This is a genomic window from Bacteroides sp. GD17, from assembly GCF_038448625.1.
Taxonomy (GTDB): domain Bacteria; phylum Bacteroidota; class Bacteroidia; order Bacteroidales; family Bacteroidaceae; genus Bacteroides.
This window is the reverse complement of sequence record NZ_JBCEZS010000007.1, coordinates 120,580-145,209: the sequence shown is the minus strand read 5'-3', so window position 1 is coordinate 145,209 and position 24,630 is coordinate 120,580. Positions and strand designations below refer to the sequence as shown.

At 43.4% G+C, this 24,630-nt stretch carries 17 protein-coding genes and 2 pseudogenes; 15 read left to right on the top strand and 4 right to left on the bottom strand.

The features are described from left to right. The first annotated feature begins 190 nt into the window (after nt 1–190). The 6 genes and pseudogenes from AAE250_RS13090 (at nt 191) to AAE250_RS13070 (ending at nt 6,366) form a co-directional block, all read left to right on the top strand. Nucleotides 191–1,894 (top strand): polysaccharide biosynthesis protein, encoded by a 1,704-nt coding sequence (locus AAE250_RS13090; protein WP_294600796.1) that lies wholly within the window; start codon nt 191–193, stop codon nt 1,892–1,894. 113 nt (nt 1,895–2,007) lie between these two features. Then, nucleotides 2,008–2,278 (top strand): annotated as a pseudogene (locus AAE250_RS23640) (capsule biosynthesis protein); the annotation flags it as partial. Nucleotides 2,279–2,391: 113 nt separating this feature from the next. Continuing rightward, nucleotides 2,392–4,467: pseudogene (locus AAE250_RS13085) on the top strand (SLBB domain-containing protein); the annotation flags it as partial. 8 nt (nt 4,468–4,475) lie between these two features. Beyond that, nucleotides 4,476–5,582, top strand: coding sequence for a GNVR domain-containing protein (locus tag AAE250_RS13080; RefSeq protein ID WP_294600703.1), 1,107 nt, complete (start codon nt 4,476–4,478; stop codon nt 5,580–5,582). Next, complete coding sequence (locus AAE250_RS13075) at nt 5,561–5,905, top strand: UpxY family transcription antiterminator (protein WP_294600701.1); 345 nt, start codon at nt 5,561–5,563, stop codon at nt 5,903–5,905. Before AAE250_RS13080 ends, AAE250_RS13075 begins: the two co-directional genes overlap by 22 nt. A 2-nt stretch (nt 5,906–5,907) precedes the next feature. Beyond that, nucleotides 5,908–6,366: a WbuC family cupin fold metalloprotein gene (locus AAE250_RS13070; RefSeq protein ID WP_294600795.1), complete on the top strand. Its 459-nt coding sequence runs from the start codon at nt 5,908–5,910 to the stop codon at nt 6,364–6,366. Here AAE250_RS13070 and AAE250_RS13065 read toward each other — a convergent pair. After that, the gene (locus AAE250_RS13065; RefSeq protein WP_294600700.1) at nt 6,363–7,571 is read right to left on the bottom strand and encodes an ROK family transcriptional regulator; all 1,209 of its coding nucleotides are present in this window, start codon (nt 7,569–7,571) and stop codon (nt 6,363–6,365) included. The two genes, AAE250_RS13070 and AAE250_RS13065, sit on opposite strands and share 4 nt — an antisense overlap. A 151-nt stretch (nt 7,572–7,722) precedes the next feature. Here AAE250_RS13065 and AAE250_RS13060 point away from each other — a divergent pair, with 151 nt between their 5' ends. From AAE250_RS13060 to AAE250_RS13025, 8 genes are all read left to right on the top strand, one after another. Beyond that, nucleotides 7,723–8,169, top strand: a complete 447-nt coding sequence (locus tag AAE250_RS13060) for a YhcH/YjgK/YiaL family protein (protein WP_294600698.1) — start codon at nt 7,723–7,725, stop codon at nt 8,167–8,169. Nucleotides 8,170–8,404: 235 nt separating this feature from the next. Further along, on the top strand, nt 8,405–9,640 hold the full coding sequence (locus AAE250_RS13055; RefSeq protein WP_294600696.1) for an MFS transporter: 1,236 nt from the start codon (nt 8,405–8,407) through the stop codon (nt 9,638–9,640). Nucleotides 9,641–9,668: 28 nt separating this feature from the next. Then, entirely contained in the window at nt 9,669–10,586 is a 918-nt protein-coding gene (locus AAE250_RS13050; protein ID WP_294600694.1) for a dihydrodipicolinate synthase family protein, read from the top strand. Between the two features lie 12 nt (nt 10,587–10,598). After that, nucleotides 10,599–11,774, top strand: coding sequence for an AGE family epimerase/isomerase (locus AAE250_RS13045; RefSeq protein WP_294600692.1), 1,176 nt, complete (start codon nt 10,599–10,601; stop codon nt 11,772–11,774). Nucleotides 11,775–11,815: 41 nt separating this feature from the next. Further along, entirely contained in the window at nt 11,816–14,824 is a 3,009-nt protein-coding gene (locus tag AAE250_RS13040; protein ID WP_294600690.1) for a SusC/RagA family TonB-linked outer membrane protein, read from the top strand. Between the two features lie 12 nt (nt 14,825–14,836). Then, the gene (locus AAE250_RS13035) at nt 14,837–16,534 is read left to right on the top strand and encodes a RagB/SusD family nutrient uptake outer membrane protein (protein WP_294600688.1); all 1,698 of its coding nucleotides are present in this window, start codon (nt 14,837–14,839) and stop codon (nt 16,532–16,534) included. 67 nt (nt 16,535–16,601) lie between these two features. Next, complete coding sequence (locus AAE250_RS13030; RefSeq protein WP_294600686.1) at nt 16,602–18,272, top strand: hypothetical protein; 1,671 nt, start codon at nt 16,602–16,604, stop codon at nt 18,270–18,272. 82 nt (nt 18,273–18,354) lie between these two features. Then, a complete protein-coding gene (locus AAE250_RS13025; protein WP_294600793.1) occupies nt 18,355–19,113 on the top strand; it encodes a creatininase family protein in 759 nt (252 codons plus the stop codon). Nucleotides 19,114–19,593: 480 nt separating this feature from the next. Here the strand turns inward: AAE250_RS13025 and dnaJ are convergent, their stop codons facing one another. Together dnaJ and AAE250_RS13015 are read right to left on the bottom strand one after the other, a co-directional pair. Beyond that, the gene (gene dnaJ, locus AAE250_RS13020) at nt 19,594–20,778 is read right to left on the bottom strand and encodes a molecular chaperone DnaJ (RefSeq protein ID WP_294600684.1); all 1,185 of its coding nucleotides are present in this window, start codon (nt 20,776–20,778) and stop codon (nt 19,594–19,596) included. Nucleotides 20,779–20,789: 11 nt separating this feature from the next. Continuing rightward, nucleotides 20,790–21,428 carry a nucleotide exchange factor GrpE gene (locus AAE250_RS13015; protein WP_294600681.1) on the bottom strand — a complete coding sequence of 213 codons (639 nt, stop codon included), beginning with the start codon at nt 21,426–21,428 and terminating at the stop codon, nt 20,790–20,792. A gap of 203 nt (nt 21,429–21,631) precedes the next feature. On the opposite strand from AAE250_RS13015, the gene AAE250_RS13010 reads away from it, so the two are divergent. After that, nucleotides 21,632–23,248 (top strand): ABC-F family ATP-binding cassette domain-containing protein, encoded by a 1,617-nt coding sequence (locus AAE250_RS13010; protein ID WP_294600679.1) that lies wholly within the window; start codon nt 21,632–21,634, stop codon nt 23,246–23,248. A 335-nt stretch (nt 23,249–23,583) separates the two neighbouring features. On the opposite strand, the gene AAE250_RS13005 is transcribed toward AAE250_RS13010, so the two are convergent. Beyond that, nucleotides 23,584–24,627, bottom strand: a complete 1,044-nt coding sequence (locus tag AAE250_RS13005; RefSeq protein WP_342289049.1) for a leucine-rich repeat domain-containing protein — start codon at nt 24,625–24,627, stop codon at nt 23,584–23,586. Between the last annotated feature and the right edge of the window lie 3 nt (nt 24,628–24,630).

Sequence of the window (24,630 nt, the reverse complement as noted above, 5' to 3'; positions counted from 1 at the left end):
TACGGGGTGCAAAGGTACATCTTTATTTGAAAATGCAAAAAGAATCGCCAGATTTTTTAGAAATATTTCGGTCGGGTACTTGCTCCCATGATTCGACTTGATATTTTTTCCTTGAAATAACTTGGATAATAAAGTGAAAAGAACCATCTTTGTAGTTCAACATTGCAGAATATTAAGTCTGATACTGGTTATGAATTTTAAAATATATTATAAATATCTTTCTTCTCGTATTGCATCCAAATGGACTGTCTTGTTAGTGGATGTGATTATTGTGATAATTTCCATGCTTATTGCGTGTATCCTGCAGTTTGGACTGTCATCCATATCGTATAAAGCATCTTTATATATTTGGATGATTACTCTTGCCGTAGCATGCAATGTCTTTTTCTTTCATTTGCTTCATACTTATGTGGGAGTGATCCGCTTTTCTTCCTTTGTCGATATTTATCGTGTCTTCTTGAGCCTAACGTTGAGTTATGGAGTGTTGGCATTGGCTAATTTTAGCTGGTCTCTTTTTGGCTTGGGAGAAACTTTGCCTAACGGCATTCTGTTTGTGGCGTATATTCTCACATTTTCCTCCATGGCGTGCCTGCGCATAGCAGTGAAGATGCTTTATGAAGCTATAGCCTTCGATGCCCGTCATTGTGTGAATGTTTTTATTTACGGATTTCATGGGACGGGTGTAAATGTTGCGAAATCCTTGCGGGTCACTCGCAGCAATCATTATCGTCTGCGCGGTTTTATTTCTGACGAACCTGATATGGTGGGCAAACATACTATGGGGTGCCGGGTGTATGCTAATGATGATCGGTTGTTTGAGTGCATGAAGAAGAAGAATGTGCAAGCGGTCATTATTTCTCCAAGTAAAGTTGCGGATTTGGAAAAGTCGGGCATGTTGGAAAAGCTGCTTTCTCATGATATCCATGTGATAACACTTCCTCCATTGAGTGATTGTATGGACGACGGGTTGTTAAAGGATATTCAGATAGAAGATTGGCTTCGGAGAGATCCGGTGAAGCTTGACATGCGGAAGATTACTGCTCATGTGGAAGGACGTAGGGTTATGATAACGGGGGCTGCCGGAGCTGTAGGGCGGGGAATTGTCCGTCAACTGGCTGCTTTGAACCCTTATCAGTTGATCTTGGTCGATCAGGCTGAGTCTCCTTTGTATGATGTGCAGTTGGAACTTTCTGATCATTGGAAGAATTTAGATGTTCGCGTGCTGGTTGCCGATGTTGCCAACAGCACTCGTATGGAGGCTATTTTTAAAGAAACCCAACCTCAACTTGTATTCCATGCGGCTGCTTATAAGCATGCACAATTAATGGAAGATTATGCATCGGAAGCTATTCAGGCTAATCTGTTAGGAACTGTAAACGTAACTAATCTGGCTGTAAAATATAAGGTATGCCGTATGGTGCTGATATCCACGGATAAAGCCGTATGTCTTGATAATGCTATGGGGTACAGTAAACGTCTGGCGGAAATATATGTACAGTCTTATGGGCAGTACCTGCGTGATAGGGGTGAAGAAAGTACAAGCTTGCTTGTCGTTCGTTTTGGAGATGTATATCCGGAGAAAGCCCGTAGTTTGATGACTTTACCCGAAGCTTGTATGCTTGTTTTAGAAGCAGGGGTAATGGGGGATACTGGAGAAGTATATATATTTGAAGGAGAAAGCGGTACTCCTTTGGAACCGACGTTTCATGAAAAGATAATGCGTGAAGTTTCGTCTGTATATGATTATGAACGGATACAAAATATGACTTCGCGGTTGATTGCACATAGTTATACTGAAAAAACGGCGACTTTGATCGATGAAATGAAAAAAAAGATACCAGATTTGATGAATTTTTCTGCTGTAACCGGGCTTGTCGAAGAGAAAACTTTTTAATGCTTTTTCTGAAACTTAGCAGTGGAATAAATGTATATTATAAAAATAATATATTACCTTTGCGCCCGATTTATATTTATTACAAGAACTCTAAAGATTAATCGGAATATCTTATGCGTAGATTAATAACATTATTCTTCTTGATATTTACTTTGTCAGGAGTGGCTTTGGCTCAACAAATGTCAGATGATCAAGTCATTCAGTATGTAAAGAGCGCTCAGCAGATGGGCAAAAACCAAAAACAGATTACAGCTGAATTGATGCGTCGCGGAGTAACCAAGGAGCAGGTTGAGAGAATACAAAAAAAGTATGAAGGCTCCAAATCGGGGAATCAGCAGGATAATACTCAAAATGGGGCACGCTCCCGTCAGCGTGGTCCGCAGATGGACGGTAGCAGAGGTATACGTGCCACTACCGAATTAAGCGGTAGTGAGCAGGCTGTTATGCCTTTTGATTCCTTGCAAATAAATAATCAGCCCTTACCTAAAGAGGTGATAAATCCGACTCAACAAATCTTTGGTCATAACATTTTTACCAATGAGAATCTGACTTTTGAACCTAATGTCAATGTTGCAACTCCCGAGAATTATCGTTTAGGTCCTGGAGATGAAGTTATCATCGATGTTTGGGGAGCTTCCGAAACAACGATCCGGCAGAAAATCTCACCGGAAGGGAGTATTCTTGTTAATAACTTAGGACCGGTTTACTTGAACGGTAAAACTGTGAAAGAAGCAAATAACTATCTGAAAACAGAGTTTTCCAGAATCTATTCGGGTGTAACCGGAGATGCTCCTTCTACCCAGGTGAAATTAACGCTGGGAGAAATTCGTTCCATTCAGGTAAATGTTATGGGTGAGGTTTTGGTTCCCGGAACATATACCCTTTCATCTTTTGCTTCTGTATTTCATGCTCTATACAGTGCAGGCGGCATAAACAAAATTGGTAGTTTGCGTAGTATCAAGGTAGTACGTAATGGAAATGTGGTTGCCGATTTGGATGTTTATGATTTATTGATGAAAGGCAAAATGCAAGTAGATGTGCGTCTGCAAGATGGTGATGTCATCCTTGTAGATCCATATCAGTCATTGGTGCAGATACTTGGTAAAGTTAAACGCCCGATGTTCTACGAAATGAAATCTACAGAAACGGTAGGTACATTGCTGAAGTATGCAGGTGGCTTTACGGGTGATGCTTATAAAAAAGCGATCCGCCTCGTCCGTAAAACCGGACGTGAACACCAGATCTATAATGTGGATGAAATGGATTATTCCGTATTTCGTGTAGACGATGGTGATATGATAACAGTGGATTCTGTTTTGCAGCGTTTCGAGAATCGTGTAGAAATTCGTGGAGCTGTATACCGTGCCGGTCTGTATCAGTTGAACGGAACTGTGAATACAGTTAAACAGTTGATAAAGCAGGCTGAGGGTGTACGTGGAGATGCATTCTTGAATCGTGCAATCATTGACCGTGAGAATGAGGATTTGACACATGAAATCATTCAAGTGGATGTGAAAGGTTTGATGAATGGAACTGTGGCTGATATTCCTTTGCAGAAAAATGATATTTTATATATCCCAAGTATTCATGATTTAAAGGAAGAAGCAACGCTTACCATTCATGGGCAGGTCGCTAAGCCTGGTACATATCTCTACTCTGATAATATGACGGTAGAAGACCTTGTGCTGCAGGCAGGTGGCTTGTTGGAAGCTGCAGCTACAGTCAAGGTTGAGGTTGCGCGTCGTGTAAAAGAGCCTAAGAGTGCAACGTTCAGTACAACAATAGGCCAGAACTTTTCTTTTGATTTGAAGGATGGTTTGTTGGTAGGTGAAGGAAGTGGAGATTTTCATCTTGAACCATTTGATGAGGTTTATATACGTCGGAGCCCGTCTTATCATAAGCAACAGAATGTTATAGTAGGTGGTGAAGTGCTCTTTAGTGGCAGCTATGCTTTGTCGAAAAAGAATGAACGTTTGAGTGATTTGATTGCTAAAGCTGGTGGAATAACTCCTGATGCATATGCGAGAGGTGCCCGTTTGATACGTAAAATGACGGAAGAAGAACTTCGTCGCAAAGAGGATGCTTTGCGTATGGCACAAATGGGAGCCGGAGACTCTATCTCTATCAAACAGTTGGATTTGTCTGATACTTACTCGGTGGGTATCAGTTTGGAAAAGGCATTGCAGAATCCGGGTTCGGACTATGATATGGTGTTGCGCGAGGGTGATGTATTATTTGTGCCGGAATATGTGAGTACTGTGAAAATTAATGGTGCCGTTATGTACCCGAATACAGTCTTGTACAAGAAAGGTGAAAGTTTACGTTATTACATTAACCAAGCTGGTGGATTTTCCAATAATGCAAAGAAACGTAAGGCTTATGTGGTTTATATGAATGGTACGGTATCTCGTTTGAGGTCTGGAAATTCAAGTGCTATTGAGCCTGGTTGCGAGATAATTGTTCCAAGCAAGGAGCAGAAACGGAAAATGAGCACTGCTGAAATTTTGGGTATGGGTAGTACGACAGCTTCTATTGCTGCAATGATTGCGACGATGGTAAATCTCTTTAAGTAATTGGAATTATGAGTGAAGACAAAATACAGAATACAATTCCTCAGCAACCTGAGGAGCAAGAGATAGACTTGATTGAGCTTGCCCAAAAGGTTTGGGCTAGTCGTAAATTGGTTTTTAAGGCATGCGGTATTGCTGCTCTTGTCGGCTTGGTTGTTGCATTCAGTATTCCCAGAGAGTACTCGACAAGTGTGACGCTGGCTCCTGAAAGTGGTGGTAAGTCCGGTGGAGGCAGTATGGGTGCTTTAGCTGCTATGGCAGGTATCAATTTGGGAAGTTCTTCCGGTGAAGATGCATTGTCGCCGGATCTTTATCCTGATATCGTAAGTTCCACTCCTTTTCTTATCGAACTGTTCGATGTGAAAGTGAAGGATCAGAAAGAAAAAATAGATACTACTTTGTATGCCTATCTGAAAGATAATCAGCGGGCTCCGTGGTGGAGTGCAGTAGTATCTGCTCCTTTTAAAGCTTTAGGGTGGACGGTGTCCTTGTTTAAGGAAAAGCCGGAAGAAGGAGATTCAAAGCTTGATCCTTTCCAGCTTACTCGGGAAGAAGCTGCTATTGCAGATGCCTTGAGTAAACGTATTTCCATATCAGTGGATAAGAAGACAGGTGTCACTACATTATCCGTTACAATGCAGGATCCTTTAATTTCTGCTTCGTTGACTGATACTGTGATGCATTGCCTGCAGAATTATATAACAGACTATAGAACAAACAAAGCCCGTCATGACTTAGCCTTTACCGAGAAACTTTATGGAGAGGCAAAGACTAATTATGAAGCAGCTCAGAAAAAATATGCTAATTTTGTAGATGCTAACCAGAATATCATTTTGTTAAGCTACCGTGCAGAACAAGAACGCCTGCAAAATGAGATGAATTTAGCATATCAGGTATATACGCAAGTATCTCAGCAATTGCAGATGGCAAGGGCTAAGGTGCAGGAGATTACTCCGGTATATACCGTTGTTCAACCTGCCACAGTGCCTTTGAAACCGGCAAAGCCTAATAAGATGATGATACTGATCGGTTTTATGTTCTTAGCAGGTGTTGGTAGTGTAGGCTGGATATTATTTGTAAAAGATTTATTAAAGGGATGGAAAAAGCAAACGATATGATAACGGATAATAATACGATATGCTGGCATGCGTTGCATACAGCACCTAAGTCGGAACATAAGTTGATGCAGTGTTTGGATGCTGCCGGATATACCACATACTGCCCGATGCAGGCAGTCTTTGTGAAGTGGAACGGACAAACCAGAGAAGTGATTATTCCTCTTTTCTCCGGATGCTTATTTGTAGCAGGGGATGTTGAAGGAATGGCGTCATTGGTTTCTTCGCATAAAGCTGCTTTATTGGTAGATAGTGAAGGTAATAGTTTAGCTATAGAAGCTGATAAAGCCGAACTTCCTTCAAAGTTTCTAAAATTGCTAAAGTAATGATGAAGCTGATAACAGAAGAATTGTTGGACACTGTCACTTCCCAGGCGAAAGAGAATCCTCGTTTGCGCATGAACTATAATTTCCATGCTACGATGGATGCTCCTATACACCGTCTGCTGAATGCTTTGGAACCGGGTACTTACCTCCCTCCGCATCGTCATACGGATAAGATTGAGTCTTATGTGGTTTTGCGTGGAAGCTTGCTGGCATTTTTTTATGACGAAGCTGGGAATGTGACGGAGAAGGTTAAGCTTTGCCCTGCTGAAGGGAAGTTTGGCTTGGAGATTCCTGCCGGTACGTGGCATAGTGTCATTCCTTTGGAATCTGGTACTGTTATTTATGAAGTTAAAAATGGCCCTTATGCGCCACTTTCTCCTGAAGATGTAGCCTCGTGGGCACCGGCATCTTCTGATGTGGAAGGAGCGAAAGCATTTATGAAGCGGATGTCGGAGCTTTAGCTCTCGAACATCCGGCTTCGTGCAAGCATGCAGGCACCCACAATGCCTGCTTTGTCTTTTAGTTTGGAGGTCATGATAACCGAATCTTTGTTTACCAGATTCAATGAATACTTTCTCACTGCGGTTTTTATGGGTTGGATAATGTAATCCTCGGTTAACGATAGGGTTCCTCCTATAATTACCATCTCTGGATTGAAAATGTTAATTAATCCGGCTATTTGCTTCCCTAATTTTTGCCCTATTTCTTCTACGATCTCTATACAGAGCAAATCTTCCTTATTCACCGCTGCAATGATTTCGTCCAGAGTAAGAGGAGCCTCTTTTATATTAATACGGTTTGATAGGATGGAGCTTTCTCCGTTTTTGATGCGCTCTAACAGAATGCGATGCAGTGCCGAACCGGATGCTTCCGTTTCCAGGCATCCTTTTTTTCCGCAGTGACACAGTATCTCATTATCAAATACATTCACATGTCCGAACTCTCCGGAGAATCCGGATTTACCGGTATATACTTTACCATCAATTATAATTCCGATTCCAAGTCCCCAGCTTACATTGACGAAGATGACATTCTTTTCCCCTTTAACGCAACCTTGTAGATATTCTCCATAAGTCATGGCACGGGTATCATTGTCTATGCAAACCGGGTATCCTATTTTTTCGGTCAGCACTTCTGCCAATGGCTGCTCTGAGAAGTTGAATTGGCTGAAGCTATATCCTGACTCGGGGTTGACACGCCCGGATATATTGATGCTTATATTTAATATTTTTTCCGTATCAAGCTTCGTTTTCTTTATGAAGGAACTGATTAATCTGCATAGTTCTTCCATTGCTTCCGGGGTGTTTTCAAATTTATATGGAATATTCATTTTTAGTTCCATCATATCGCCCTTGAAATTGATTATGCCGATGTTGATGGCGAATTTCTTGATATCCACTCCGATGAAGTATCCTGATTCCGGGTTTAATCCATATAAATTGGGATGTCTTCCACCGCTGGTTTCCAGCTTGCCGTAATCATTGATATAACCATCCTCATACATTTCGCTAATGAATTTGGTAACGGTAGGTATACTTAAATCCAGTTCTTTGGATAAATCGGTAATAGTGGAACTTCCATTATATATATAATGTGTAATGATTCTCTTTTTTATAAGAGCATTTTTGCTTCCTGATTCTATTTCTTTTAAAAGTTGTTGTTTCATATCTCTTATCTTTATAGAACGATTACAAAGATAATAATATTCTGTTTTATATCCTATATAATAAAATAATTTATTAATTTACTCTATTATAATAAATATATTACTATATTTGCCCGCGTATTTAGATGTATAACCTATAAAATAGAAAAACATGATTGTATCGAATTTGCAGAACAGTAGTAGAGTGGAAGGGCTTCATCCTTTGTTTAAAACTCTTTTTGATTATATAAAAAAGCATGATTTACTTCATGCAGTATTGGGGCGTATAGATATAGAAGGCGATGATTTATTTATTTTGAATATAAATCCGGAATGTATTGCGGAGGACGAGCAACCGCTCGAAGTTCACCATAAGTATATCGATGTGCATATTCTTTTGGAGGGTTCGGAGAGGATTGGCTGGAAGGCTATTGAAGATGTGCGACATGAGATTAAGCCTTATGATGAAGAAGGGGATTGTGCCTTGTATAAGGAACAGCCTACTATGTGGGTTGATTTGTGTCCCGGCCAATTTATGATTGTGTATCCGGAAGATCCTCATGCTCCGGTAATTGGGAGTGGGAAGATTCGTAAGCTGATTGCTAAGGTAAAAATCTGACTTGTCTATTTTCAATAGTTATATATAATAAGGTAATAGATTGTTGTGCGGGAAGAATGAATCACTTATTCTTCCCGCATTTTTTGTTTATGTGACCTATGTATGGCTGTTTTTATAGTTCTATTTTAAATTAAATGCCATATTTAATAAAATAATTTATTAAATATTTTGTATATAATAAAACTGTTTCTATATTTGCAGAGAAATAAATGTATTATAGCTTTAAATAACCGTTATGAAAAACAGAAATGTATATCCTTGGATTGTAGTAGGTCTGTTGTGGGTGGTTGCTCTCCTCAACTATATGGATCGCCAAATGCTTTCTACTATGCAGGAAGCTATGAAGGCAGATATTGTAGAATTGAACAAAGCTGAAGCTTTTGGGGCTTTGATGGCTATCTTTTTATGGATTTATGGTTTTATGAGTCCTGTAGCCGGTATGATTGCCGATCGTCTTAATCGTAAATGGCTCGTTGTAGGTAGTCTTTTTGTATGGTCGGCTGTTACTTTTCTGATGGGCTATGCTGATACTTTCCATGAACTATATTGGCTACGTGCCGTAATGGGAATAAGTGAAGCGCTCTATATACCTTCTGCTTTATCTCTTATTGCAGATTGGCATCAGGGAAAATCGCGTTCGTTGGCTATCGGTGTACATATGACCGGGTTATATGTAGGGCAGGCTATTGGCGGTTTTGGTGCTACGGTTGCGGCTATATTCTCCTGGCATTCCACCTTCCATTGGTTTGGCATCATCGGCATTATTTATTCTTTGGTTCTGATGTTTGCTTTGCGCGAAAACCCGATTCATGCTGTTGAAGAAAAAACTCTGACGGAGGCGGGAGGAAAAAAGTCTTCCTTGCTTGGTGGGCTTAGTATTCTCTTATCCACATGGGCGTTTTGGATTATTCTCTTCTACTTCGCCGCTCCCAGCCTTCCCGGGTGGGCAACGAAGAACTGGTTGCCGACATTGTTTGCTGAAAGTTTGGGTATTCCGATGTCCGAAGCCGGCCCCATATCCACTATTACAATTGCAGTTTCTTCATTTATCGGCGTCATAGTTGGTGGCCTTTTGTCCGACCGCTGGGTGCAGCGGAACATTCGAGGACGTGTCTACACCGGTGCCATCGGATTGGGTTTAACTGTTCCGGCACTGTTGTTACTCGGATTCGGTCATAGTTTTATGGCTGTTGTCGGAGCCGGGCTACTCTTCGGAATTGGTTTTGGAATTTTTGATGCTAATAATATGCCTATTCTTTGCCAGTTCGTATCAGCTAAGCATCGTGGAACGGCTTATGGTATAATGAATATGACGGGCGTCTTTGCTGGTGCTGCGGTAACCGAATTATTGGGCCGATGGACTGACGGGGGAGACTTGGGAGAAGGTTTTGCCATGTTGAGTGTGGTTGTTCTTATAGCTTTGGTACTTCAATTGTACTTCCTCCGCCCGAAGACAGATAATATGGAATAAATACGTATAACATATAATAAAAAGAATTATGGAAAAGATTATTGGACTGATTGATGCGCCGTTTACTCCGTTCTACGAAAATGGAGAAGTGAATTATGAGCCTATTGATGCCTATGCCCGGATGCTTCAAAAGAATGGGTTGCAGGGAGTATTTATTAATGGTTCTTCCGGCGAGGGTTATATGCTGACCGATGAAGAACGAATGAAATTGGCTGAACGATGGGTAGCTGTAGCACCTGAGGGTTTTAAGGTCATTGTTCATGTAGGCAGTTGTTGTGTAAAGTCGAGCCGTATGCTGGCAGAGCATGCTCAAAAGATTGGTGCATGGGGTATTGGTGCCATGGCGCCGCCTTTCCCGAAGATCGGACGTATCGAAGAATTGGTGAAGTACATTGAAGAGATAGCAGTCGGTGCACCTGATCTTCCTTTCTATTATTATCATATTCCGGCATTTAATGGAGCCTTCCTTCCTATGGTAAAATTGCTGGAAGCTGTTGATGGTCGTGTTCCCAATTTTGCAGGCATCAAATATACTTTCGAGAGTCTGTATGAATATAATCAGTGCCGTCTTTATAAGAATGGTAAGTATGATATGCTGCACGGACAAGATGAAACGATTCTACCTTGCCTTGCTATGGGCGGTGCACAAGGGGGTATCGGTGGCACTACCAATTACAATGGTCGTGAGTTGGTCGGTATCATTGAAGCTTGGAAAGCGGGTGATCTTGAAACGGCACGCGAGCGGCAGAATTTCTCTCAGGAAGTCATTAATGTCATTTGTCATTACCGTGGCAACATTGTAGGCGGCAAACGTATCATGAAACTGATAGGTCTTGATTTGGGTAAGAACCGCACTCCATTTCAGAATATGACTGATGAAGAAGAAAAAAGTATGGGTGCAGAACTCGAAGCGATTGACTTCTTCAACCGTTGCAATAAATTTTAATATTGATATACTATGAATGCAGCAGACTATTTAAGTACATGGGCCGCATCCTATAGGCAGGACTTCACGGAGAATATCATGCCTTTCTGGATGAAGCACGGACTCGACCGCTGTCATGGAGGTGTATATACTTGCCTTGATCGTGACGGACGATTGATGGATACCACCAAATCTGTTTGGTTCCAAGGCCGTTTCGGATTTATAGCCGCTTTGGCTTATAACAATATAGCAAAGAATCCGGACTGGCTGGCAGCCTCTAAGAGTTGTATCGACTTTATTGAAGCATATTGTGCCGATGAAGACGGGCACATGTATTTCGAGGTAACCGAAGACGGACAACCTTTGCGTAAACGCCGTTATGTCTTCTCCGAATGTTTTGCAGCTATTGCAATGTCCGAATATGCTATTGCTTCAGGTGATAAGAGCTATGCAGAAAAAGCATTGGCACTTTTCAAGAGGATACAGAAATTCCTTTCCACCCCCGGCTTCTTGGAACCGAAGTATCTGCCCGCGCTGCAAGCCCGTGGACACTCCATTACGATGATTCTCATCAATACCGCTTCCCGCATTCGGGCAGCCATTTCCGATCCGATACTCGACACACAAATCAATGATTCCCTCGATGCTATCCGTCGTTACTTCCTGCATCCTGAATTCAAGGCGTTGCTCGAAATGGTAGGACCGAATGGAGAATTCATTGATACCTGCAACGGACGTCTCATCAATCCGGGACATTGCATCGAAACCTCTTGGTTTATCCTCGAAGAAGCAAAACAACGCAATTGGGACAAGGAGTTGGTAGAAACCGCTCTCCAAATTCTTGACTGGTCATGGTCATGGGGCTGGGATAAAGAATACGGCGGTATTATTAATTTTCGCGATTGCCGTGACCTTCCGGTGCAAGACTACTCTCAAGATATGAAGTTCTGGTGGCCGCAGACAGAGGCTATTATTGCTACGCTTTATGCTTATCAGGCTACCCATGATGAAAAATATCTTGCCATGCACAAGCAGATAAGTGACTGGACTTATGCCCGCTTTCCCGATAAAGAATGCGGAGAATGGTACGGCTATCTGCACCGTGACGGTACGGTGGCACAGCCGGCCAAAGGCAATATCTTTAAAGGACCTTTCCACATTCCCCGCATGATGATAAAAAGTTGTATGTTGTGTGAGGAACTCCTTTGATTAACTGAAATTTACCTATTTATAATTCAAAATCTAATTTTATGAAGAAGTATCTATTAATGCTGTTTTGTCTGTGCGCATCCATGATTGCGCTGGCACAGCAAAAGTCGATTACCGGTGTGGTGGTCGATACCCACAATGAATCTGTAATTGGAGCTTCCATCCAAGAAAAAGGGACATCCAATGGTACTATTACGAACATTGATGGGGAATACTCCTTGAAAGTATCTCCCGGAGCAACCTTGGTCTTTAGTTATATCGGCTATAAAACGCAAGAAATCCTTGTCGGCGACAAAGCAACTATAAATGTAACGTTGGAAGAAGATGCAGAGCAACTTGATGAAGTGGTGGTGGTTGGCTACGGTGTACAAAAGAAATCCAGTATGACGGCATCGGTAGCTTCCGTATCAACAAAAGAAATTAATAAGTTGGTGACCTCTAATGTTACTTCCGCCTTACAAGGGCGTACTCCGGGTGTAGAAGTGTTGCAGAACGGCGGTGAGGCAGGCGGCGATGTTAGTATTCTGATACGTGGTGCCGGAACGTTCGGTTCTACCGAACCCCTTTACATTGTAGACGGTGCGGTAAGTAACAATGGAATCAACTCTTTAAATCCTAATGATATTTCGTCTATCGAGATATTGAAAGATGGTTCGGCCGCTGCTATTTATGGTTCTCGTGCCGCCAATGGCGTGGTACTGGTCACTACCAAGAGCGGGAAAAGCGGGAAAACTGTAGTTGATATTAATGGCTCTTTTTCTTATCAGACACCTACCAAGATGCTCGACTTTATGAATGCCGAGCAATGGAGAGGCTTTGCCAATATGGTAGCCGATAACAGTCCGGCATTCGATCGTGCTCCTCAGAATGTGAATCCTACGAATCCCAATATGAGTACGGATTGGCAAGACCTGTATTATCAGAATGCCGCCATGTGGAACCTGAGTGCTGCCATTTCCGGTGGAGGCGAGAACTCTACCTTCAGCACAAGTATCGGATATACAAATCAGGACGGCATTATCATCCAGTCCAATTACGAAAAATATAATGCACGTGTCAATGGTACTTATAAGAAAGGACGTTTTACAATCTCGGAAAATCTCTCTTTGGCGCATACCAGCAAGCAGTCGCCTCCTGCAGGTCGTAGCATTATGTTGCCTACTCTCCCAGTGAAAGATGATTTGGGACGTTATATCTCTACGCCTCTTGCCGATGGTTATTCAACTACCAATATGGATCTTACCAACCCCCTTGCCTCCATTTATGCAAAAGATAGTTATACAAAGAAGACCGATATTACCGGTAGCTTGAGTATTGGGTTAGACATCTGGAAAGGAATTAAATATAAATTAAATCTGGCAGGTAGTTACCTGAACACTCATGGATATACGCATACTCCTGCTTATGCTTCCTATTGGGATGCGGATGGCACTCCCGACTCTCACTTCAGCCAGCCTTATACTTCTTTGTCCGAATCAAGAGGTGAGAATTTTAATTATACGATTGATAACTTATTGACATATAATGGTTCATTCTCAGGCCATACCTTTGATGTATTGCTGGGTACCAGCTGGATGCGTGAATATTACCGTACTATGTCTATCGATTCCGGTGTAAGCGATCTAGGAGCTCCTGCTGTTACTACTTACAATGGTACGGGAACTATCGGCTCTAATGAGTTGAATTCTGCCTTACTTTCCTTCTTTGCACGTTTGAACTATGATTACAAGAACCGATATTTATTGTCTCTCAGTATTCGTAGTGATGAATCTTCCAAGTTTGCCAAGGGTAATAGAGTAGGCTACTTTCCTTCAGTTTCAGTAGGTTGGAATGTGCATGAAGAGAAATTCTTCCAAGTACCTTGGATGTCGAAATTGAAAGTCCGTGGCAGTTACGGTGAATTGGGAGCAAATTTCATTGATCCTTATTCTTTCCTTTCATTGGCTTACGGGCCGGTTCCAACTATTTTCAATGACAAGCGTCAGTATGGCTATGTCACTCGTCTGGCTCAAACTAATCTGACTTGGGAAACAGCTGTATCTTCTAACGTTGCTGTAGAGATGGGTTTCTTGGACAATGCTCTGAATTTTACGGCAGAATACTTCATGAGACGAAACAATGATTTGCTTGCCCCGTTAGAGTCGCTTCCTTCTTCCGGTCAGACGATTATTGTCAATGATGGAGATTTGCCCTATTATAATACGGCGTCTGTAGAAAACAAAGGTTGGGAATTTACTTTAGGCTATCGCAAGGCATGGGATAAGTGGAGTGTAGATGTACAAGGCAATATTTCTTTCCTGACAAATAAAGTGCGCAAATTAGGCGAAGGAGTACAACCTATTCGTGGCAACTTGATGAGTTCTAAATTCTCCGACCGTCCTACCATTACTCAAGAAGGCTTGCCTATCGGTTCCTTCTACGGATATAAGGTTGTAGGGATAGGTGAGGATGGCGATTTCTTGTTCCAAGGTGCCGACGGTACAGCTAAGAAGCCATCTGAGATAAATGAAAAAGACAAGCAAGTGCTCGGTAATCCGACTCCTGATTTCACATATGGTTTGAATGTGAATATCAGCTATAAGAACTGGGACCTGACAGCTTTCTTCCAAGGAACGCAAGGCAATGATGTATTTGCTGCAGCCAAGTATCAATTCTACTTCAATTACGACAATAATAATCTGGTGGATGCCTTGAATTCATGGACACCTTCCAATAAGGACACTTCTCTGCCAATAGCAAAGACTGATAATTACAATGGCGGCAACAGCTTGCCGAGTAGTTTCTACATCGAAGACGGTTCTTATTTCCGTTGCAAGAATTTGCAGATAGGTTATTCGTTTGACAAGAAGCTTCTGAAGAAGACCGGTTTTATAGAGTCGGCGCGTCTGTTTGCAGGTGTTCAGAATTTGTTTACTATTACAGGCTATTCCCTGTACGACCCCGAAGTTAGTAGCAACACTCTTTTCGACAGAGGTATCGACGGGCTCTATCAGGATGCTCCGAGAGTAAATGCGAGAACTTATAATTTCGGTTTCAATTTAACTTTCTAAAATGTTACGACGATGAAAAAATATAGTAAAATAGTAATGTCGGCATTGGCAATAGTAGGTTTGTCATTAAGCTCTTGCAATGATATCTTTGACGAACTTGCCATTAATCCGAATCAGCAGGACGTTAGTTCCTTCTATAATACACCCGAGAATATTAATAAAGGGGTGATGGGAATCTATTCCTATGTGACAACTCCCCGTTCTATGGGCGTTTCTGCTACTCGTCTCATGGCTAATCGAGGTGACGAGAGTAGTGATCGCACTGACTACGGAGTGCCGGGACAATACTGCGCTTCGTTGACTTCTTCCTGGTATACCATCGTTCAACCCTACCAGTTGTTCTATACGGCAGCTTCTCAGGCTTGCCAGATGATTGAGGTGATTCCTGACGTAGAGTTCTCGAACGTGGAATTGAAGAATGCTTATTTGGGTGAGGCTTATTTCCTGAGAGCTTTCTCCCATTGGTTCTTATTCTTGAACTTCCGTAACATTCCCTTGATGGAGAACTTCCCGAAGTCTTCCAAGGATTACAAACCGCAGTCGGCTCCGGAGGCTACATGGGATTTCATCATCTCCGATCTGAAGAAAGCCAAAGAACTGTTGCCTAAGAAAGGTTTCTGGAAAGGCGATAACTTGGGACGTGTCACCAGTGCTTCGGCAACAGCTCTGCTGGGTAAGGCTTATCTCTATCGCAGTGGAATAGAAAAGTTTTATGGAAGTTCGTCAACGACCTATTATAATGAAGCAGCCGAGTGTTTTGACGAAATTATCAGAGGCGAACACGGAGACTATAAATTGATGGCGGATTATAATGATAACTTTAAGGTAGCTACCGAAAACAACGATGAGTCCATTCTTGAATTCCAATTTGTGGGTGATGCCGTCAATACAGGTTTCAATCCGGGTCTGACGGATAGTGGTGTATGGAGAGATCCGCGTGGAAATCAGCCTCCCTCATTAGTCTCTAATAATGCCCATGTCATTCACCAATGGGTGTACGACACCTTTGCAGCTTCTAAAGATGCCAATGGAAAGACCGATTCACGTATGTTCGGCACTTTGATATTCGATGATACAGCTCCCGAAATCAATGCAAAGGAGGGTGACAAAGTACTCGTCTTCGACGGGAAACCATTCAATGATTATTATTATGCCGAAAAGGATGAAGTTGTAACTAAAGGTTTTGCCATCGTCAGTGCCCAAGCTGGCAAATATAAGTCTGCCTGCCGCAAGAACATCGACTGGACACTTCCTTCCAAGAATCCGGGTAACAATATGTGGATCGGCAACCTGCGTGCCAATGGCTTGAACTACACCTATATCCGCTATGCCGATGTATTGCTGATGTATGCTGAATCTGTTATATCGGGTGGTAAGCAAGGTAAGCTGACGCCGCTGCAAGCCGTGAACGAAGTGCGTGCCCGTCCCAGTGTGAATATGCCCGCTTTGTCTTCTGTAGATATGAATGTTATTGAGCATGAGCGTATCTTGGAACTTACCCAGGAAGGACATCGCTTCTACGATCTTCTCCGTTGGGGAAAAGTAGCAGAACGCTTTGCTGAACTGGATGCTTCCGATCCTAATTTCAAACAGTATAACATTTCCGCCTATTTAGGATTCCAGAAAGGCCGTGACGAATGGATGCCTATTCCGGTTGACGAAGTGGAAGGAAATCCGTATATTACGGAGAATAATCCCGGTTGGAACTAATATAATTTAGGGAAGAGAGCGTCTTGCTCTCTTCCGTTTATTCAATTTATTTAATACGATAACAATTATGCGAAAGATTTTAGTAAGCTTGTTTATATTGGGGATAACTCCATTGATGTTTGCGCAAACCTTGCACAATGGCATCACGCTTCCTGAACAATGGCCGCCCCGTCGTCCTGAACCTACTGTGCGCATGGAGATGCCGGTACCCTATTTGCAGAACAAACCGGCAGTTATTCCTATAAATACAGGTCGTCAGTTGTTTGTTGACCGCTTCCTGATTGAAGAAACAAACTTGGAGAGTGTTTATCATACTCCTAACTTCTATGCCGGAAATCCGGTATTGGAGCCGGATAAGGAATGGGAAAAAACAATTCAAGGTGCCTTGTATGCTGCTCCGTTCAGTGATGGTATCTGGTACGATGACAAAGACGGAAAATATAAAATGTGGTATCTTGCCGGAGCCGGCACTATCCATAAGGAAGATAAACAGACTTTCTATACCTGCTACGCTGAGTCGGAAGACGGAAAAGTGTGGAAGAAAGTCAACCAGGATATTGTTCCGGGCACTAATATTGTAGATACTTGCAATCGTGATGCATCTACCGTCTGGCTGGATCGTGAAGAAAAAGACCCTGCCAAGCGCTGGAAGTTCTTCAACATAGAGCGTCGTCCCGGAGACCGTCGTTGGCAAGTTGTTTTGAAGTACTCGGCAGACGGCATCCATTGGAGTAGAGGTGTAGCTCAGTCGGGCGATCAAGGAGACCGTACTACTGCTTTCTACAATCCTTTCACCAAGAAGTGGGTACTGAGTATGCGTGCCGGTACTCCGGTTTCGAGCCGCTCTCGCTATTACATTGAGAATAGCGATCCGGAAATGTTGGTCAGTCTGGCGCATCGCACGCGTAAGGACGCTGATGATAAAAATATCGTCTTTTGGTTTGCTCCTGATGACAAAGAACTCCGTCATGAGAAATATCCGGAAGTGGAACCGGGTATCTATAACTTCGATGCCATTCCTTACGAGAGTATCATGCTGGGGCTCTACTCTGCATGGGCAGGACCGGAGAATCGTGTTTGCGAACGCGACGGCATCCAGAAGCGCAATGTTGTTTCCTTAGGCTACAGCCGTGATGGATTTCATTTCTCTCGCCCCACGCACCAACCTTTTATGAATGTCAACGAATCGGAAGGCGCGTGGAATTGGGGAAATATGCAATCCATTAATGGTACGCCTCTGATTGTCGGTGACTCTCTTTATTTCTATTCCAGCGGCCGTCGGTTAAGTAAGATAATGTGGGACAGCCACACTTCTACCGGACTTGCCACGTTGCGTCGCGACGGGTTTGTATCCATGCATGCCGGTAAAACGGAAGGATATCTGACGACAGAGAAGTTGTCTTTTGATGGAAAGTATATGTTTGTGAATGCGGATGTACGCACTAAGAAGAGTGCATTGTCTGTAGAAGTTTTAGATGCAGACGGTAATCCGGTTCCGGGATTTACGAAGAAAGAATGCATTGCATTGAAACGGGCAAACAGTACCAAGCAGATGATAACCTGGAAAGATAAGAAAGACTTGTCAGAACTGACGGGTAAGAATGTCCGTTTCAAATTTTATCTGACTGATGGTGACTTGTATGCGTTTTGGGTTTCTCCTTGGGAAAGCGGAGAAAGTCGCGGCTATACTTCGGGAGGAGGACCGGGACTTAATCCTATAGGTATAGACAGACGATAAACACATATCCCGGTTGACCTGAAAGGGTTAATCGGGATTTTTCTTGATTGCTATAGATATCTATTTTATAATTATGGAAACAATTAATAAAGAATTTGATTTGTCCGTATCATCCTACGGCAAAGTGAGAAACCTGGAATACGATTTGGTGGTGCTTCCGTGGGGAGCTACGGAACCCCATAATCTGCATCTGCCTTACCTTACAGACTGCATACTGTCTCATGATGTGGCGGTAGATGCCGCAGTGCGTGCTTGGGAGCGTCACGGTGTGCGTTGCATGGTAATGCCTGCAGTAGCTATGGGGTCGCAAAATCCCGGACAGCGGGAGTTGAGCTTCTGCGTACATACCCGCTATGAAACCCAGAAAGCAATATTAACCGATATGGTGGCTTCTCTCTATGCTCAAGGCATGCGTCGAATGGTTATCGTTAACGGTCATGGAGGCAACTGTTTTAAAAATATGATTCGTGATTTGTCGGTAGATTATCCTGACTTTCTGATTGCCGTTAGCGAATGGTTTGCCGTGCTTCCTGCCAAAGAATACTTCGATGCTCCGGGAGACCATGCCGACGAACTGGAAACGTCGGTCATGATGCATTATCATCCCGAGTTGGTCAATCTCGATGAGGCAGGAGAGGGGAGTTACAAGCCGTTTGCCGCGAAGTCTTTATGCGAAAAGGTTGCTTGGATTCCACGTAATTGGCAGAAGGTGACTGAAGATACCGGCATCGGGAACCCGAAACTTGCCACAGCCGAAAAGGGATGTCGCTTTGCTACTGCCGTAGCCGACAAGTATGCCGATTTGTTTGCTGAATTAGTGCAGGGAGCTATCTACTCATAATTCGCAGCGAGCAAGTGCATGTCTTTGTCGGCTTCGTCCCATGCGTTGCATGTGCAAATGCCTAATGTTTCTTCTGTTGATCCTTAATGTTTCTTTTATTACCTCCCTATGTTTGCCAATTGTTCACGACTGTGAGTAATTTGCTTCACAGCCGTAAACCAATTGCCTCACGGCTGTGAATAACTTGCTTCACGGCCGTGAACAGCTGATAAACATAAGGACTAAATGGAACATACCCCTTTACTTTATGAATAAAGCCCCTTCTTCTTTCATACAGAATACAGGGCTTTCAACGAATAAGCACAGGGTAATCGAGTGATTTCGATAAGCTCGTAATAACACAAAAATGGTGGAAGCAAATTTTGCTTCCACCATTTTTGTGTTGCTTCCACTGCACCTCTAATGCCGATGAATAAGGAGTTATAGAGAGTATGTGGCAGTATGGAAGCAAATTGATAGAAAACTTCTCTTAGAGGAATTTTAGTCAAATAAACTCTTGAACTTCTTAAATATCTTCTCTTTTATCGACGTATTCGGCTTGAAGTTATCCGAACCCTCCATCTCTTCCAAAGCCTTCTTCTCATCTTTGCTCAAAGTTTCCGGCACGTATACGCTGATATTCACCAGCAAGTCTCCCGTGCCATACCCGTTTACACTTGGCAAACCTTTGCCACGCAGACGAAGCACTTTGCCAGGCTGTGTGCCCGACTCAATTTTTACTTTTACTTTGCCGTCGATGGTTGGGATTTCTACTGCACCACCTAAGGCAGCTGTCGGGAAGCTGAGAAGCAAGTTGTAGATCAGGTCGTTTTCGTCGCGAATCAGTTCTTTATCCTGCTCTTCCTCTACAAGGATTAAAAGATCACCCGGCACGCCGTTGTGCTTGCCGGCATTACCTTTTCCGCCCATGGAGAGCTGCATGCCTTCTGCAACACCTTTCGGTATTTGTACAGTTACTACTTCTTCTCCGTAGACGATGCCTTCTCCGGCGCACTCCTTACACTTATTCTTGATGATTTTCCCTTCACCGTTACATGTCGGACAAGTGGCACGCGTCTGCATGGTGCCAAGAATAGTCTGCTGGTTGCGGATCACTGTACCGCTGCCTTTACATGTCGGACAAGTCTCTGCACCACCGTCTCCTTCTGCACCCGTGCCGTGGCAGTGGGTACATGGAACGTATTTCTTCAGTTTGAATTTCTTTTCTACGCCGGTAGATATCTCTTTCAGGTTCAGTTTCACCTTGACACGCAGGTCCGAACCGCGATAACGGCGCTGCTGCGAAGAATTACCTCCTCCGCCGAAGCCGCCAAAACCACTGAATCCTCCGCCGAAGCCACCACTGTGCCCGCCAAAGATATCACCGAACATGGAGAAGATATCATCCATAGACATACCTCCGCCGAAACCACCGAACGGACCTCCGTTGCCGGCAGCTCCACCCAGTCCGGCATGACCGAATTGGTCGTAGCGGGCGCGCTTATCCTGATTGCTTAGTACGTCGTATGCCTCTGCCGCTTCTTTGAATTTCTCTTCGGCTACTTTATCACCCGGATTCTTGTCCGGGTGATATTGGATGGCCTTTTTGCGGTAGGCTTTCTTTATTTCTTCCAGCGTTGCTGTCTTTTCAACTTCTAATACTTCGTAGTAATCTCTTTTTTCCATACAGTTTTATGTTATTCTCCGACTACCACTTTGGCATGACGGATCACTTTGTCGTTTAGCGTGTAACCGGTTTGTACGCAGTCCAGAATTTTGCCTTTCAGTGCTTCGTCAGGTGCCGGAATTACGGCGATGGCTTCGTGGTAGTCTGTGTCAAGCGGTTGCTCTTTGGTTTCTATAACTTTTACTCCGTTCTGTCCCAATACAGACATGAACTTGTTGTAGATAAGTTCTACGCCCTCTTTTACGGCGGCTACATCAGTCGCTGTTTCCATATTTTTAAGGGCACGTTCAAAGTCATCCACAATGGGGAGGATGCTGCTGATGCTCTTTTCGCCACCATTCAGGATAAGTTCTGCTTTCTCCTTCATGGTACGTTTGCGATAATTGTCAAACTCGGCAGACAGACGCAGATATTTGTCTTTCTGCTCTTCAAGCTGTTCATTGGCTTTCTCCAACTCTTGTGCCAGCTTTTCCTCTTCTGTCAAAGGAGCCTCACTTTCCTGAGAAGCTTCTTTTCCTGCTTCTGCAACTTCTTCGTCACATTCGTTAGGAGTGGTCTGATCTTTCAGTTCCTCTTCCTGGTTGTTTTCTTTTTCTTTCGGATTCATATTGTTATGCTTATTGTTCTTGTAAAATGATTTTGCTTTCATTGCGGTTAAGGGTTTAAGTTTATATGAAGTTCCTCAGCAAAAACTTTGCCAAATTGGCTGCTTTTGCTAAAAACGCTGCAAAGGTAATACTTTTATGTCAGATTGACAGCGCTTCTCTGTGCCTATTCGTAGAAAAATACCTATCTTTGCAGCGAAATTTAGTATATATAGATAGGTATAAATCAAAAATCATAAATATACAGATGATTACAGTCTCTAATGTTTCAGTACAGTTTGGTAAAAGAGTGTTGTTTAATGATGTAAACTTGAAGTTTACAAGTGGTAACTGTTACGGTATTATCGGTGCCAATGGTGCTGGAAAATCTACTTTCCTGAAAGCTATCTCCGGTGAACTGGATCCTACTACGGGCTCCATCATGTTGGGACCGGGCGAGCGCCTTTCCGTTTTGAGTCAGGACCACTTTAAGTGGGATGCTTATACGGTAATGGATACCGTAATGATGGGACATACTGTGCTGTGGGACATCATGAAACAGCGCGAAGTGCTGTATGCCAAAGAAGACTTCACCGATGAAGATGGTCTGAAAGTATCCGAATTGGAAGAGAAATTTGCCGAGCTCGACGGTTGGAATGCCGAGAGTGATGCTGCTGCTTTACTGAGTGGTTTGGGCATCAAGGAAGATAAGCACTATATGTTGATGGGTGAGCTGAACAATAAAGAAAAAGTGCGCGTCATGTTGGCACAGGCTCTTTATGGCAACCCTGATAACTTGTTGCTGGATGAGCCTACCAATGACTTGGATATGGATACCGTGATGTGGCTGGAAGATTATCTTTCTAATTTTGAGCATACGGTATTGGTCGTGAGCCATGACCGTCACTTCCTCGATTCTGTTTGTACGCATACGGTGGATATTGATTATGGAAAGATCAATCAGTTTGCCGGTAACTATAGTTTCTGGTATGAATCCAGCCAGTTGGCACTCCGCCAGCAGCAGAACCAGAAAGCTAAGGCTGAGGAGAAGAAGAAAGAACTGGAAGAGTTTATTCGTCGTTTCAGTGCCAATGTGGCAAAGAGCAAGCAGACTACCAGTCGCAAGAAGATGCTGGAAAAGCTGAATGTAGAAGAAATCAAGCCTTCTTCACGTAAATATCCGGGCATCATCTTTACGCCCGAACGCGAACCGGGAAATCAGATATTGGAAGTTTCCGGTCTGACCAAGACATTGGAAGATGGTACTGTCTTGTTCCGCGATGTCAACTTCAATGTAGAGAAGGGGGATAAAATTGTATTCCTTTCCCACGATCCGCGTGCCATGACTGCTCTGTTCGAAATCATCAATGAGAATATGAAGCCGGATGCCGGAACATTCAACTGGGGAGTTACGATTACCACTGCTTATCTGCCGTTGGATAATACTGCTTTCTTCAATACGGATTTGAACTTGGTGGATTGGCTGAGCCAGTTCGGTGAGGGTAATGAGGTTTATATGAAGAGCTTCCTTGGTCGTATGCTTTTCTCCGGTGAGGAAGTGCTGAAAAAGGCAAGTGTGTTGTCGGGAGGTGAGAAAATGCGTTGTATGATTGCCCGCATGCAGCTTCGCAATGCCAACTGCCTGATTCTTGATACACCGACCAATCACCTTGATTTGGAGTCTATCCAGGCTTTCAACAATAACCTGAAGACATATAAAGGTAATATATTGTTCTCATCCCATGACCACGAGTTCATTCAAACTGTTGCCAACCGCATCATTGAATTGACTCCGAATGGTATCATCGACAAAATGATGGAATATGACGAATACATTACTTCGGATCATATCAAAGAGTTGAGAACCCGTTTGTACGGAAAATAAATGGGAATTTAGGGGCGTAGCGCCCCGGCAAGATTTCCTTTCGGCATGTTTGTGCATCCTAAGGCTGAAAGCCTTTCATCTACCAGCCCAGGGCAACGCCCTGGGTTTAAGAACGCCCCTCTCACCTTACGCCCTGAAAGGGCATAAGATTGTATAACGGGCTTTTGCCCTTTCAGGGCGCAGAGATAGGAGCGCATTATTACCCAGGGCGTTGCCCTGGGCTAATAGATGAAAGCCCTTCAGGCTTTACTGCACTAATAGATAAAAGGCTTTCAGGTTTTGCTGTGCAAGTAATCCGAATGGAAATCTTGCTCCAGCGCTACGCCCCTAAATTATCATTTATAAATCAATTTCCCTTCCCCATCTCCAAACAGATTATCTCCTAATGTCGTAATCTTATTTCCCGTAGCTACTACATAGCGTAGATTTTCACATCCCATAAACGCTCCATATTCAATGGCTGTTACACCGGGAGGTAGTTCCAGTGTTCCGCATAGGCGTCCGCAGCCGCTGAAAGCACGTTGCCCGATACTTCTTAAACCGTAGGGAAGGATCACATTCAGCAGATACTTCTTTTGGGTGAAAGTATAGTCGGGGATGGTGGTGGCATTGCTTTTCGAGAGGTCGATAGATACCAGATTGGGCATATAGTCGCGTATCAGTGTGAAGTCTGCTTCATCCGTTTTGCCTTCTATGGTCAGGAAATTCACGTCTTTGGGCTGTAATCCGGCTCTCAGCAGTTCGCTGGCAAGACTTCCCATTTTACCTATCTGTACGGTCACTGTCAGTGGTTCTCCTTCAATGAAGGCGAATGTTTCCCATTTCTTCTTGGTGCGGTAGGCATCACTGCTGCCTGGCGGGACGAATATGGCAGTAATACTGTCGGCCAATGCTTCGGGCAATAGGTTGGGGGCACTCTTTTTCCGTATCTGGCATATATGCAGATTCTTGCAACCCTTGAAGGCGGCATCTTCAATATTCTTGGTTTTGTCGGAAAGGATAACTCTGGTTAGGGTTTCTTTTCCGATGAAAGTGCTGTCATTTACTTGCTTGCAGAAGGCGTACGCGGGGATACAGTTTGCCGGATAGATATAAAAACGGTTCGGATAGGTACCGTTCTTGCCGGCATACGTGCTGATGGAAACATTTGATATGTCCAATAATTGAAGTTTCTTGAATTCATCTCTCAGATGGCGGAAATCGATGGCGTTCAACTTGCCTTGCAGGGTCAGTTGAGTGATTTCATTGGCCTCTGCTTCGGTCAGCAGTTCTACCAAAGTACCTGGTTTGGCTACGTAGCATATCTTCGATTTCTGTGCTGAGGCGTTCAGCATTAGCCCCAAGCCGGCAGCCATTAAAAGTATTTTTCTTAGTTTCATGCT

Coding starts and splice junctions, on each gene's coding strand:
- AAE250_RS13070 (WP_294600795.1), top strand. CDS start 5,908: ATGAAGCTGATAACAGAAGAATTGTTGGACACTGTCACTTCCCAGGCG.
- AAE250_RS13015 (WP_294600681.1), bottom strand. CDS start 21,428: ATGAAAGCAAAATCATTTTACAAGAACAATAAGCATAACAATATGAAT.
- AAE250_RS13090 (WP_294600796.1), top strand. CDS start 191: ATGAATTTTAAAATATATTATAAATATCTTTCTTCTCGTATTGCATCC.
- AAE250_RS13040 (WP_294600690.1), top strand. CDS start 11,816: ATGAAGAAGTATCTATTAATGCTGTTTTGTCTGTGCGCATCCATGATT.
- AAE250_RS13005 (WP_342289049.1), bottom strand. CDS start 24,627: ATGAAACTAAGAAAAATACTTTTAATGGCTGCCGGCTTGGGGCTAATG.
- AAE250_RS13060 (WP_294600698.1), top strand. CDS start 7,723: ATGATTGTATCGAATTTGCAGAACAGTAGTAGAGTGGAAGGGCTTCAT.
- AAE250_RS13035 (WP_294600688.1), top strand. CDS start 14,837: ATGAAAAAATATAGTAAAATAGTAATGTCGGCATTGGCAATAGTAGGT.
- AAE250_RS13050 (WP_294600694.1), top strand. CDS start 9,669: ATGGAAAAGATTATTGGACTGATTGATGCGCCGTTTACTCCGTTCTAC.
- AAE250_RS13010 (WP_294600679.1), top strand. CDS start 21,632: ATGATTACAGTCTCTAATGTTTCAGTACAGTTTGGTAAAAGAGTGTTG.
- AAE250_RS13065 (WP_294600700.1), bottom strand. CDS start 7,571: ATGAAACAACAACTTTTAAAAGAAATAGAATCAGGAAGCAAAAATGCT.
- AAE250_RS13055 (WP_294600696.1), top strand. CDS start 8,405: ATGAAAAACAGAAATGTATATCCTTGGATTGTAGTAGGTCTGTTGTGG.
- AAE250_RS13030 (WP_294600686.1), top strand. CDS start 16,602: ATGCGAAAGATTTTAGTAAGCTTGTTTATATTGGGGATAACTCCATTG.
- AAE250_RS13075 (WP_294600701.1), top strand. CDS start 5,561: ATGGAAAAAGCAAACGATATGATAACGGATAATAATACGATATGCTGG.
- AAE250_RS13045 (WP_294600692.1), top strand. CDS start 10,599: ATGAATGCAGCAGACTATTTAAGTACATGGGCCGCATCCTATAGGCAG.
- AAE250_RS13080 (WP_294600703.1), top strand. CDS start 4,476: ATGAGTGAAGACAAAATACAGAATACAATTCCTCAGCAACCTGAGGAG.
- dnaJ (WP_294600684.1), bottom strand. CDS start 20,778: ATGGAAAAAAGAGATTACTACGAAGTATTAGAAGTTGAAAAGACAGCA.